General features: G+C 69.3%; 11 protein-coding genes. 5 read left to right on the top strand and 6 right to left on the bottom strand.

Features of this window, described 5'->3' with window-relative positions:
• The first annotated feature begins 60 nt into the window (after positions 1-60).
• Genes ACN6M5_RS09920 through ACN6M5_RS09900 form a run of 5 tightly spaced genes read left to right on the top strand, consistent with a single transcriptional unit; the run spans position 61 to position 6,134 of the window.
• Positions 61-885 carry an ABC transporter ATP-binding protein gene (locus tag ACN6M5_RS09920; RefSeq protein WP_085368961.1) on the top strand — a complete coding sequence of 275 codons (825 nt, stop codon included), beginning with the start codon at positions 61-63 and terminating at the stop codon, positions 883-885.
• Complete coding sequence (locus tag ACN6M5_RS09915) at positions 882-1,694, top strand: ABC transporter ATP-binding protein (protein WP_434949505.1); 813 nt, start codon at positions 882-884, stop codon at positions 1,692-1,694. The genes ACN6M5_RS09920 and ACN6M5_RS09915 overlap by 4 nt, the downstream gene beginning before the upstream one ends.
• Positions 1,691-2,776 (top strand): ABC transporter permease, encoded by a 1,086-nt coding sequence (locus ACN6M5_RS09910; RefSeq protein WP_434949504.1) that lies wholly within the window; start codon positions 1,691-1,693, stop codon positions 2,774-2,776. The genes ACN6M5_RS09915 and ACN6M5_RS09910 overlap by 4 nt, the downstream gene beginning before the upstream one ends.
• Positions 2,777-2,778: 2 nt before the next feature.
• The gene (locus ACN6M5_RS09905; RefSeq protein WP_085368958.1) at positions 2,779-3,867 is read left to right on the top strand and encodes an ABC transporter permease; all 1,089 of its coding nucleotides are present in this window, start codon (positions 2,779-2,781) and stop codon (positions 3,865-3,867) included.
• Positions 3,864-6,134: an exo-beta-d-1,3/1,6-glucosidase gene (locus tag ACN6M5_RS09900; RefSeq protein ID WP_434949503.1), complete on the top strand. Its 2,271-nt coding sequence runs from the start codon at positions 3,864-3,866 to the stop codon at positions 6,132-6,134. The genes ACN6M5_RS09905 and ACN6M5_RS09900 overlap by 4 nt, the downstream gene beginning before the upstream one ends.
• Before the next feature lie 3 nt (positions 6,135-6,137).
• Here the strand turns inward: ACN6M5_RS09900 and nicT are convergent, their stop codons facing one another.
• From nicT to ACN6M5_RS09870, 6 genes are read right to left on the bottom strand one after another with little or no spacing between them, the layout of a single operon-like run.
• Entirely contained in the window at positions 6,138-7,262 is a 1,125-nt protein-coding gene (nicT, locus tag ACN6M5_RS09895; RefSeq protein WP_434949502.1) for a Nickel transporter NicT, read from the bottom strand.
• A 13-nt stretch (positions 7,263-7,275) separates the two neighbouring features.
• A complete protein-coding gene (locus tag ACN6M5_RS09890; RefSeq protein ID WP_434949501.1) occupies positions 7,276-8,355 on the bottom strand; it encodes a sulfite oxidase in 1,080 nt (359 codons plus the stop codon).
• 25 nt (positions 8,356-8,380) lie between these two features.
• Positions 8,381-9,262 carry an enoyl-CoA hydratase/isomerase family protein gene (locus tag ACN6M5_RS09885; protein ID WP_434949500.1) on the bottom strand — a complete coding sequence of 294 codons (882 nt, stop codon included), beginning with the start codon at positions 9,260-9,262 and terminating at the stop codon, positions 8,381-8,383.
• A gap of 26 nt (positions 9,263-9,288) precedes the next feature.
• Positions 9,289-10,632, bottom strand: a complete 1,344-nt coding sequence (locus ACN6M5_RS09880; protein WP_434949499.1) for a Dyp-type peroxidase — start codon at positions 10,630-10,632, stop codon at positions 9,289-9,291.
• Between the two features lie 2 nt (positions 10,633-10,634).
• Positions 10,635-11,774, bottom strand: a complete 1,140-nt coding sequence (locus tag ACN6M5_RS09875; protein WP_434949498.1) for a DUF4331 family protein — start codon at positions 11,772-11,774, stop codon at positions 10,635-10,637.
• 5 nt (positions 11,775-11,779) lie between these two features.
• Positions 11,780-12,328 (bottom strand): hypothetical protein, encoded by a 549-nt coding sequence (locus ACN6M5_RS09870; protein WP_434949497.1) that lies wholly within the window; start codon positions 12,326-12,328, stop codon positions 11,780-11,782.
• Positions 12,329-12,460 lie beyond the last annotated feature (132 nt).

Genomic DNA, 12,460 nt, shown 5'->3' with positions numbered 1-12,460 from the left:
CGGACTCACCTCCCGAGTCCGCCCCGGATGCTTCGCGGCCAGCAAGAAAGCGACAAGCACATGACAGACAGCCTTCTTTCCGTGCGCGACTTTTCGGTCGTGTACGACGTCGATCCCCCTGTGCGGGCGGTCAAGAACGTCACCATCGACATCAAACGGGGCGAGATCGTCGGCCTCGCCGGGGAGAGCGGGTGCGGGAAGACCACGCTCGCATACGGCGTGCAGCGGCTCCTCCGCCCGCCGGCGGTCATCACCGACGGAAGCGTCGTGTTCCACGACAAGAGCGGCGACGACATCGACATCAACGCCCTCGAGGTGGAGGAGATGCGCCGGTTCCGCTGGGACAAGATCTCGATGGTCTTCCAGGGAGCGATGAACGCCCTCAACCCGGTGGCGACCATCGGCGCCCAGCTCGAGGACGTGTTCATCGTGCACCGGCCGGAACTGAGCCGCGCCGAACGCAAGAAGGCCGTCGTCGAACTGCTGGAAATCGTCAAGGTGGGCGGCCAGCGGATGCGCTCGTACCCGCACGAGCTGTCCGGCGGTATGCGCCAGCGCGTGATGATCGCGATGGCGCTCGCCCTCCGGCCGCAGCTGATGGTGATGGACGAGCCGACGACCGCTCTGGATGTGCTCGTCCAGCGCGAGATCCTGCGCCAGATCTCCCAGCTCAGGCACGAGTTCGGTTTCTCCGTCGTCTTCATCACCCACGACCTCCCCCTCCTGCTGGAGATCAGCGACAGGATCGCGATCATGCGCGAGGGCGAGATCGTCGAGCTCGCGACCGCGGAGCGCATCTGGAACGACCCGCAGCACGAGTACACGAAGAACCTCCTGGCGTCGTTCCCGCGCCTGACCGGCGAGAGAGGAGTGGTCGCGCGATGACGACCCTCGAATTCAGGAACGTCACCAAGGTCTACAACGTCCGCGGTTCCGGACAGCTTAGAGCGCTCGACGACGTGAGCTTCACGCTGTCGTCGCACCAGACCATCGGCCTGGTCGGCCAGTCCGGCAGCGGCAAGTCCACGATCGCCAAGATCCTGACCCAGCTGGAGACCCCGACGAGCGGCGAGGTACTGCTCGACGGCGTCCCGATCCCGCGGAGCGGACGGCGGCTGCGGAGCTACCGCCAGCAGCTGCGGATGGTGTTCCAGGACCCGTTCGCCTCGCTGAACCCGTCCCACTCGATCCGCCACCACATCGAGCGCCCGCTGCGACTCGACAACGTCGTCCCGCGCTCCGAGGTGGACGCGGAGGTGCGGCGGTTGCTGCTCCGCGTGCGCCTGGATGCTGACGCCGTGATCGACCGCCGCCCGCACGAGCTCTCCGGCGGTCAGCGGCAGCGCGTCGCCATCGCCAGGGCGCTGGCATCGCGCCCCGCCCTCCTGGTGGCGGACGAGCCGGTGTCGATGCTCGACGTGTCGATCCGCCTCGGCGTGCTCAACCTCCTCTCCGATCTGCAGAGGGAGGAAGGGCTCGGCGTCCTCTACATCACCCACGACCTGGCCACCGCTCGCCATTTCAGCGACGAGATCATGGTGCTCAACCAGGGCAGGGTCGTCGAACGCGGGACGGCGGACGACGTCATCCTCCGTCCGAGCGACCCGTACACGCGCGAGCTGCGCGCCGCTTCGCCGGACCCGGAGAAGTTCTTCCGGGAACTGTCCGCCCAGAATTCGGGAGGTGCGCGATGAGCGCAGAGACCCAGACCCCCGTCGACAACACACCCGTCGACCCGACCCTCGTCGGCACGACCGCCGCCCGCACGGAGCGCAGCGGTCCGCGCATCCCGTGGCGGTTCATCGGCGGACGGGTGGCGTTCTACCTGTTCACGCTGTGGGCCGCCATCACCGTCAACTTCTTCCTTCCGCGCATGATGAAGGGCGACGCGGTGTCGTCGTTCATGGCGCGCAGCCAGGGGCAGCTGACCCCGGAGGCGGAGAAGGCGCTGCGTGCGATGTTCGGCCTGGACACCTCCGTGCCGCTCTGGCAGCAGTACCTCGACTACTGGAACATGCTGCTGCACGGCAACCTGGGCGTCTCGATCTCCACGGGCATGGCGCCGGTGGGGGATGCGATCGCGTCCGCCCTGCCGTGGACCCTCGGGCTGGTGGGCGTCGCCACGATCATCTCGTTCGTGATCGGCACCAGCCTCGGCGCGGTCATCGGCTGGAAGCGCGGCAGCGGCCTGGATGCGTTCGTGCCTGTCACGACGTTCCTCGGCACCATCCCGTACTTCTGGCTCGGCCTGATCTTCATCGCGATCTTCTCGACGACGCTCGGCTGGTTCCCCGCCGGGCACGCGTACGAGGTCGGTGTCGAACCCGGCTGGAACGCCGAGTTCATCTCGGAGGTGGTCTCGCACGCCGTGCTGCCGGTGGCGACCATCGTGGTCGTCTCGCTCGGCGGCTGGGTGCTCGGGATGCGCAACATGATGCTCACCGTGCTCGACGAGGACTACATCACGGTCGCGCAGGCCAAGGGCATGCCGAACCGCCGCGTGCTCTGGCGCTACGCCGCCCGGAACGCCGTGCTGCCGCAGATCCAGAGCTTCGCCCTCGCGCTCGGCTTCATCGTGGGCGGCACGCTCGTGATGGAGATGGTGTTCTCGTATCCCGGCATCGGGCTGCTGCTGCTCAACGCGACGAACGCCAAGGACTACGCGCTGATGCAGGGCATCTTCCTCGTCCTGGTGCTGGCGGTGCTGGTCGCGAACATCATCGCGGACATCGCATACGCCATCCTCGACCCGCGCACACGTCAGACGGAGGCCTGATCATGACCACCCCCGCAGAGAGAACATCCACGCTCGCGCAGCCGGTCGGCGTCGGAGCCCCGGAGACGGCGGCCGTCCTGGCCGGTCGTCCGCAGCAGGGCAGCGAGAGTCCGGAGAAGAAGACCTTCTGGTCGCAGCTCAAGCTGTCGCTGGCGATGTTCAGCAACCCGAAGTCCGCCACCGGGCTCATCATCCTCGGTGTGTTCGTGCTGGTCGCGATCTTCGCCCCGTTGATCGCCCCGTACGACCCCCAGGCGCAGAACCTGAGCGCGACGCTTCAGCCGCCGTCGTTCCAGCACCTCCTCGGCACGACCCACATCGGCCAGGATGTGTTCAGCCAGCTCGTCTACGGCACCCGCGGCGTGCTCGTCGTCGGGTTCCTGGCCACGATCATGGCCACGATCGTCGCGATCGCGGTCGGCGTGACCGCCGGATACCTGCGCGGCTGGAAGAGCGAGGCGCTGTCCGCGCTGTCGAACGTGTTCCTCGTCATCCCCGGGCTCCCGCTGATGATCATCATCGCATCGCAGTTCCAGGATCCGCCGCTCGTCGTCATCGCCGCGGTGCTCGGTCTCACCGGATGGGCGTGGGGAGCGCGCGTACTGCGTGCGCAGACCATGTCGCTGAGGAACCGCGACTTCATCCAGGCGGCGCGGGCGAACGGCGAACCGCTGCACCGCATCATCCTGGTGGAGATGCTGCCGAACCTGCTGGCGCTCATCGCGTCCAGCTTCGTCGGCACGATGACCGCGGCGGTGCTCGGCCTGACGACGCTCGCGTTCATCGGCGTCATCCCCGTGTCGAACCTCAACTGGGGCACCATCCTGTTCTGGGCGCAGCAGAACAACGCCTTCCCCGACTACTGGTGGTGGTACGTCCCCGCCGGTCTGTGCATCGCCATCCTCGGGGTGGCACTCTCTCTCGTCAACTTCGGCATCGACGAGTACGTCAACCCCCGGCTGCGCTCGGCCGGTGAGCGCGCTCGCGCCATGAAGCGGAAAGGTCTGAACATCAACGCCACCGTCACGGAGGTCCGCACCTCGCGGGGAACCACCTCGCCAGGAACCACCTCGGAAGGCACTGCCGAATGACATCGACCCTGCCGGCAACAGAGGCACGGCCCTCCGGTTTCGTCCCGTACCGGGATCCATCGTTCACGACGGCGGAGCGGGTCGACGACCTGCTCAGCCGGATGACGGTGGAGGAGAAGATCGGGCAGATGCTGCAACTGGATGCGCGCGACGACCTGCAGGATCACATCCTGCGACGCCGCGCCGGCTCCATCCTGCACACGTCGCCGGAACGCATCCTGGAGGCGAACAGGCTGACGGCGGAGACGCGGCTGCAGATCCCGCTCCTGGTCGGGGAGGACTGCATCCACGGCCACTCGTTCTGGCCGGGCGCGACGATCTACCCGACCCAGCTCGGCATGGCAGCGTCGTGGGACGCCGACCTGATCGAACGCGTGGCCAGGGCCACGGCGGAGGAGGTGGCGGCGACCGGTGTGCACTGGACCTTCTCTCCCGTGCTGTGCATCGCCCGCGACCTCCGCTGGGGGCGCATCAGCGAGACGTTCGGCGAGGACCCGTACCTGATCGGTGAGCTGGCGAGCGCGATGGTCCGCGGCTACCAGGGCGACGGCCTCGACGACCCGACGGCGATCCTCGCGACGGCGAAGCACTTCGCCGGATACTCCGAGACGCAGGGCGGCCGCGACGCGAGCGAGGCGGACATCTCGCGGCGCAAGCTGCGCAGCTGGTTCCTTCCGCCGTTCGAGCGCGTGGCCCGCGAGGGCTGCCGCACCTTCATGCTCGGCTACCAGAGCACGGACGGCGTGCCGATCACGGTGAACGACTGGCTGCTCAGCGAGGTGCTCCGCGGCGAGTGGGGCTACACCGGAACGCTCATCACCGACTGGGACAACGTCGGCCGCATGGTCTGGGAGCAGAAGGTGCAGCCCGACTACGCGCACGCGGCGGCCGCCGCGGTGAAGGCCGGCAACGACATGATCATGACGACGCCGCTGTTCTACGAGGGCGCCCTCGAAGCCGTAGCGGCGGGGCTGCTCGCCGAGGACGACTTCGACGACGCCGTCGCGCGCATCCTGACCATCAAGTTCGATCTCGGACTCTTCGAGAACCCGCGCCTGCCGCAGGCCGAGCTCGACGCGGTGGTCGGCAGCGCAGAGCACGCCGACCTCAACCTCGAGGTCGCTCGCCGCTCCATCGTGCTGCTGGAGAACGACGGCACCCTTCCGCTGGCGTCGTCTCCGTCGTCTCCGCTCCGCGTCGCTCTCGTCGGACCGCTCGCCGACGATGCCCAGACGCAGCTCGGCGACTGGGCGGGAGGCTCCGGCCAGGCCGGCTGGCTCGACGGCCAGCCGCGCGAGATGATCACCACCGTGCTCGACGGGCTGAGCGCGATCGACGGCTGGACTGTCGAGCACGCCCGCGGGGCGGACATCCTGACCCTCGCGCCCGACCCGCTCGGCGCGACGTTCCCGGACGGGCAGCCCAGGCCGCCGCTGGTCGTTCCGTCGCAGCCGGACCTGCGGATGCTCGACGAGGCGGTCGCCGCCGCCGAGGCATCCGACGTGGTCGTCGCGGTCGTCGGCGACCGCATCGAACTCGTCGGCGAGGGCCGCTCGACGGCCACGCTGGAGCTGATCGGCGGCCAGAATGCCCTGCTCGACGCCATGATCGCGACGGGGAAGCCGGTGGTCGTGGTGCTCCTCGCCTCGAAGCCGCTCGTGCTTCCTCCGTCGGTCGCGCAGGCCGCGGCCGTGCTCTGGGCGGCCAACCCGGGGATGCTGGGCGGCCAGGCCATCGCCGAGATCATCGCGGGACAGGTGGAGCCGTCGGGCCGCCTCCCGATCTCCTTCGCCAGGCACGTCGGCCAGCAGCCCACGTACTACAACCAGCTCCGCGGCCAGCACGGCGACCGCTACGCCGACCTCACGCAGGCGCCGGCCTGGGTGTTCGGCGAAGGTCGCTCGTACACGACGGTCGAGTACACGGACCTCACGGTCGCGCGCACGGAGGTCGGCCTCCAGGACGACATCGTCGCGGAGGTGACGGTGAGCAACACCGGGCAACGCCCCGTCCGCGAGACCGTGCAGCTGTACGTGCGCGACCTCGTCACGAGCGTGAGCTGGGCGGACAAGGAGCTGAAGGCATACCGGCACGTCGACCTCGCGCCGGGCGAGTCCGCGCGGGTAGGCATCCGGCTGCCCGTCGCCGAGTGCACGATCGTGGATGCTGCGGGGCTGCGCCGCGTGGAGCCCGGCGCGTTCGAGGTGCTCGTCGGCCCGTCGTCGCGGAACTCCGACCTGCTGGCCGCGGGGTTCGAGGTGCGCTGACGGCTACGTCGACGACTCAGGAGGGTCGTGGGCGGTCGACCAGCGTTCCTCGATCCTGGCGTACTTCCAGACGGCGACCGCCACGATCCAGGTGACGGCGAAGACGAGGACGATCGCGTAGCCGACGTTGTTCAGGTCGACGTGCCCGATGGTCGCGAGAGGGCCGGAGGTGATGCCGGCCTTCTCGACCAGGATGGAGACCAGCTCGATCGTGCCGATGACGAGGGCGACGCCGACGGACAGCGCCGTGATGACGAGGTTGTAGTAGACCTTCCTGATCGGGCGGGCGAAGGCCCAGCCGTACGCGAAGTTCATGAAGCAGCCGTCGATCGAGTCCAGCAGGCTCATCCCGGCGGCGAAGAGCACGGGCAGGGTCAGGATCGCGTACCAGGGCAGGGCGAACGCGGCGGCGCCGCTGGCGAGGACGAGCAGGCTCACCTCGGTGGCGGTGTCGAAGCCCAGGCCGAACAGGAGCCCGACGACGTACATCTGCCACGGCTTCGTGATGAACCGGGTCGCGCGGCCGAAGAAGCGGTTCAGCACGCCGCGGTTGTTCAGCTGCTCGTCGAAGGCGGCGTCGTCGTGCTCTCCGTGCCGGATGCGCCGGAAGGCCTTGACGATGCCGGCCAGCACGACCAGGTTCAGGATCCCGATGATCCAGAGGAATCCTCCAGAGACGCTGGTGCCGATCAGCCCGAGCACGCTGTGCAGTGGGGACGCGTCTGCGCCCACGTCCCCAGCGACGGCTCTGATGCCGGCGGCGAGCAGCAGACACAGCCCGAACACGATGCTGGAGTGGCCGAGCGAGAACCAGAACCCGACGGACAGCGGCCGGTCGCCCGTGCGCATCAGTTTGCGGGTGGTGTTGTCGATCGCGGCGATGTGGTCGGCGTCGAACGCGTGGCGCAGCCCGAGGACGTACGCGGTGACGCCGAGCCCTGTACCGAAGACCTGGCTGGAGCCGAGCGGCAGGTTCTGCGGCGCGACCGCCCAGGTGAGCGCGCACCATCCGGCCACGTGCAGGGCGATGACCACCCCGGCCATGCCGGCGACCGATACCCACTCGCGGGCGGTGAGGGCGTGCCCGATCCTGCCCAGACGGGAGGTTCCGGATGCGCGGAGCAGCATGCGCTCTGCCGGCTCAGACGACGTCGAAGTAGACGACCTCGATGGCGTTGTTGCCGTAGCCGAGTCTGTTCCAGGGCGGGACCTCCGGCTGGACGTTGCCCGCGGCATCCGTCGCCCTGACCCGCACGGTGTGGCGTCCGATGGCGTCCGCGTCCCACTCGAACGACCAGTCCTGCCAGTGGTACGGGCCGGTCGGGGGACGGAGCTCGGCCGGGTACCACTCTCCCGCGCCGGTGAGGCTGACATCGACCCGCGTCACGGGTCCCGTGCCCGACCACGCCTTGCCGCGCACGGTGCACCGGCCGGAGACGATGGTCGACTCGGCGGCAGGCTCGGTGATGCGGGCGCGGACGTGCATGAGATCGACCGGCTCGTGCGGGCGGTCCGCCCACTCGTAGATGTAGTGACCGGTCTGGAACTCGCCCGTGTACGCCTCGGTCAGCACGTCGATCCGCTGCAGCCACTTCACCGACGCGACGGCGTACCAGTGCGGCACGATCAAGCGGAACGGTGCGCCGTGGTCCCTGTTCAGCGGCTCTCCGTTCATCGCGTACGCGATCAGGATCTCCGCGGCGGGGTCGGCGACGGTCGCCAGCGGCAGCGCGCGCACGAACCTCAGGTCGCTCCTGTCGATGTCGGCGAGCACCGGGGTCAGGTGGTATGCGCCGTGGTCCGCTCCCGAGAAGCGCACGTCGACGCCGTCGGCGGCAGGGACGGCACGCGCGAGCACCTCGTGCAGGAACACGCCTGTCCAGCGGGCGGTCGACACGGCGTAGTCCCCCCACGGCTCACCGCTCGGCAGCGGGCGCATCGCGAGCCGCCCGTTTCCCGCGCACTCCAGCGTGACCGCGCGCTCGACGGACGGCATCGCCAGCAGGTCGTCGATGGTCAGCGTCAGTGGATGCGCGACCGCTCCGCCGATCTCGAGCCTTCCGTCGTGGTCGGGCAGCGGGAAGTTGCTCCTGACGTAGTGGAGCGCGGTCGGTGTGATCTCGTCGGCCAGCGCTGCCGCGGGCGCCTCCGCGTTGTACGGAGCCGGGTTGATCATCTGCAGCGCCGCGCGCGAGACCTGGAGTTCGTCGGTGTGGTCCATGACTGCTCCTCTTCCTCTTTCCTGATCAGAAGTCGGCGTCGCGGAAGGCGGGGTCGCGGTCGTCGTTGAAGGCGCCGATGCCTTCGACACGGTCGGGATGCACCGCGGAGCGCCAGTGCGCGTCCATCATGATCGCGATCGCCTGCTCCACCGGCTGGCCCTGCCCGAGCTGCACGGCGCGCTTGACGGCCTGCACGGCTGTCGGCGAATTGCCCGCGATCTTCCTCGCGATGCGCTGGGCGGCCTCCGCCAGGTCGTGCGGCGCGTGGAGTTCGTTGACCATCCCGAGGCGGTGCGCCTCCGACGCCGTGATCGGATCGCCGGTCATCAGCATCTGCATCGCGCGGCCGGGTCCGAGCAGCCGGGGGAGGAACACGGGGGAGCCGCCACCCGCCGCGAGGCCGAGCATCGCCTCCGGTTGGCCGAACGTCGCGTTCTCGGAGGCGATGATGAAGTCGCAGCTCTGCGCGAGTTCGCACCCTCCGCCGTATGCGATGCCGTTGACGGCCGCGAAGATCGGTTTGCGCAGCTGACGCACGGTGTAGAGGGTGCGGTCGAAGGCCTGCCGCTGCCGCAGCCAGTCCTCCTTCGTCATGCTCTTGCGCTGGCGCAGGTCGCTGCCGACGGAGAACGCCCTGTCGCCGGCGCCGGTGAGGATGACGACGCGGATCCCGGTGCTGACCGCGATGGTCTCGACGGCCTCGGTGAGCCTCGCGCCCATCTCGGTCGTGATCGCGTTGTCGGCGTGCGGCCGGTTGAGCGTGACGATCGCGATCCGGCCATCGTCGAGATGGTCGACGAGCACGGAGGATTCCGGCTCGGTCGCGTCGGCAGCCGGTGGTGCGAAGTCGAGAGCGCTCCAGCGGTCGGTGCCCCGCGATGCTGTGCCCGAAGACGTCGGTCCCATGTCCTGTTCCTCTCCGTCGTGGCCGCTCACGGCAGCTCCGCCAGCCAGCGCATCGCCGACAGGCTCGGGGCGAAGCAGTACTCGCCCCCGCGCGTGACCACGAACGGCGGCACGTCGGTCAGCCTGCGCCGGATCGGCCGCTGCGGGATGGTGAAACTGTTCGGCTCTCCGCTGCCCCCGCCGACGAGCGGGTCGGCTTCGCGCGGGGCGCCGATGAAGATCCCGTCATTGAGCCACTGGGTCTTGACGAACTCGAACTGCCGTTTGATGTGGGCTCCCGCGAACACGAAGACGATGCCGCGGTCGACCCCGTCGTCGTCCAGGATGCCGTCGGGGAGCATCGGGCCGTAGCTGGTGCCTCGCCGGATCATCCGGTGCAGGCGCACGTCGACGCTGCCGTCGCCGTCGAGCGCATCGCGCGGGTTCGCGCGTCTCGCGTGCGCGCCGACGGGGCACTTGAAGCCGCGAGGGTCGTCGCCGTAGAGGAACGCGTTGTTCCTGTGCGGGTCGCTGCCCAGCTCGGGGTCGTCGCGGTCCGGGGAGAGGCCGAGTGGGGCGCCGCCCTGCCAGCGCCCCACCATCTTCGCGCCGAGCAGCGCCTCCTCGTTGCGATTCGCGGCCCTCTCGCGGAGGTAGCGCCGGTAGGCGGCGACCTTCGTGTGCAGCTTGCGGAAGACCACGTACGTGCCGTTCCGCCCCAGGATGTCCGGGGCCGGCATCGGCGGCAGCTCGCCGGTCTCGTCCGGATAGCCCAGGATGATCTCTCCCGCCCGGAGCGGCGCCTCGTGCGGGTTCGACGGCGGCCTCCCGCTGCCATCGACGGACGGCTGGCCGATGCCGTCCTTGAAGCCGAACGAGGTGCGCCCGGTCGGAAGCTGGTAGCAGTCCTGACGCCAGACCACCGCGATGCCCGGCAGCTCCTCCTGCGCGCTGCGTGCCCGGTCGACCACGGCCCGGAGGTGTTCGGCGTCGGGCGCGAGCACCGCGATGGCGACGTGGACCTGGTCGGTGCCGAGCGGCTTCTCCCAGTGCTCCGGCGCGCTCTCCCCGGTATCGCCCAGGTGTTCGGCGCGGGCGGCCATCCCCTCGCGGAACTCGGGGGAGAAGCTGTCCAACGACTCCTGCGGCACCCCGAGAGCTCGCAGCCCGTGGTACGTGAAGGCCACCGTGACCCACGCGCCCAAGGCGGGTTCCGCCGCCTGCGCGCCCGTGTCGACGATGGTCAGCAGCCGCCGGACCAGCTCGCGCCCGTCCGCCCTGTCGTCGATGCGCAGCATCAGATACGTGCCGACGTACGGGGACGGCCGCTCGTGCAGCGCGCCGCTCTGGATGTCGTCGAGTTCGAGCGCGACCCCCTCTGCCGTCGACATGGTCAGTGGTGTTCCGGCTTCTCGGGAGGGTGGGGATTCGGGGGAGACAGGTAGGGGAACATCCGGGAGGCCGGGCGGGAGGACGCGTCGACCCCGTCGCTGATGACGGGACCGTTGCCCGCGTTGATCAGGGTCGTGAAGAACACATCCATCACGTCGTCGTTGATCGTCCGCCCTCCGCAGGTCTCGTGCGTCCTGCCCTGCCGGGAGGCGAGTTCGATCTCGAGGAAGGAGCCCTTCTCCTGGTACGGCTTCGTGACGTCGACCACCAGGTAGTCGGCGAGCACCAGCTCGGTCAGTGGATGCGCACCCCCGTCGGCCGGCCAGTCGGTCCGCCCGTCGAGGCCGTCCCAGAAGGCGAGGTTGGCGTTGAGCCGCGCCCGGTATGCGCCCTCGTAGCCGTGCTGGATGTGAAAGGCGTCCTCCATGTTGAACAGGTCCCGGATCTCCAGGTCTCTGTTGACAGGGTCGAACTGCTTCGGGCCGAGGATCAGGTTCTTCACCTCCGGTCGGCCGACGCGCTCGATCCGGACGTTGAAGGTGCCGCGGGTCAGCGTCTCGGCGACCACGGCCACCAGGCTCGCGCCTCCGAGCAGCGCCGTGTCGATCTCCAGGACGAGACCCAGGATGTTCTTGCCGTCCATGTAGATGGCGCCGAGTTCCGAGAACGCGAGGTGGCCGCTCGCCACCGTCTTCAGTGCGGCAGGCGCATCCAGGATGAACGGATCCCAGCGGGCCCCGGCGAACACACGCACGCCGTGGCCGGAACCGCCGCGCTCGTCGTTGACCAGCAACGCGACGGTGTCGCCCGACGGCGTCGTGCAGGTCCCCTCCTGCTCGAAGCTCCCGTCCTCCGCCCTGACGGGCGCGGAGAACACGCAGTCGAACACGAACTCCTCCGCGCCCTTCTCCGGACCGGCGGAGAAGGGCGCGCCGTCGCCGGCCGGGTTCGGCGTCAGCGGGCGCAGCCTGAACCGGTAGATCAGGCCCTCGGAGAAGGCGTTGCCGACCTGCGCGAACGGCAGTGTGTTCATCACGAGCACCAGCCGGTCCGCCCGCTCGGGGCTCGGGAACGCGAACACGTCCGTGATGTCGGCGATCGCGTTGGCCAGAGCCCGCGGGCCGGAGATGTGATCCGACATCCCCGTCAGTCCCCCGCTTCGTCGAGCAGGGGCGCCAGCGCGGGATGCTGCAGGGCCGCCGCAGCATCCGGATGGTCAAGCACCCGCTGGAACGCCGCATTCACGCGCTGTGCCTTGCGGATCTCTTTGACGGTGCCCGGATAGTTGCGGGCGTACGCGGCTGCGCTCACCTGCGCGCCCAGGATGAACGCCTTCTCCGCCGCGAGGTCGGGCAGCCCCTCGTAGCCTTCGGTGTGCTGGAAGATCACGTCGAAGAGCGCGAGCGTCGGTCCGGACGAGAAAAAGTCCTCCATGTACGCATCCCACGGCCCGTCGAAGCTCGTGATGAACGCGAGCCTGGTGTCGTCGTCGAACAACACGAAGCGCGCCTCGTGGATCGTCGTGATCGCCATCCCGTAATCCCCCGGCCGGTATCCGGGCGTCTGCTGCAGAGCGTCCAGCGCAGACCGCAGCGAATCGCCGGCCCCCGGCTTGACCCGGAAGAACAGACTGAACTCGCTCGTCGGGCCCACGGCGACGCCGTGGCCGGACGTGTGTGGTGTCGCTTCCGCCATCCGCTGCTCCCTCGCTCCTCCCTCCCAGCGTGGCAAGCCGGTGCGGCGACCACGTCACCCTGATGGGGTGACATCACGGGCGACGGCGGCGTCCGGCTCCGCCCGCGTCCGGTGGCCCAGCTGGGCGTACCC

The organism is Leifsonia araucanica (assembly GCF_051161895.1).
GTDB lineage: Bacteria > Actinomycetota > Actinomycetes > Actinomycetales > Microbacteriaceae > Leifsonia.
The sequence above is the reverse complement of the archived record's forward strand: the minus strand, read 5'-3'. Positions and strand labels throughout refer to the sequence as shown.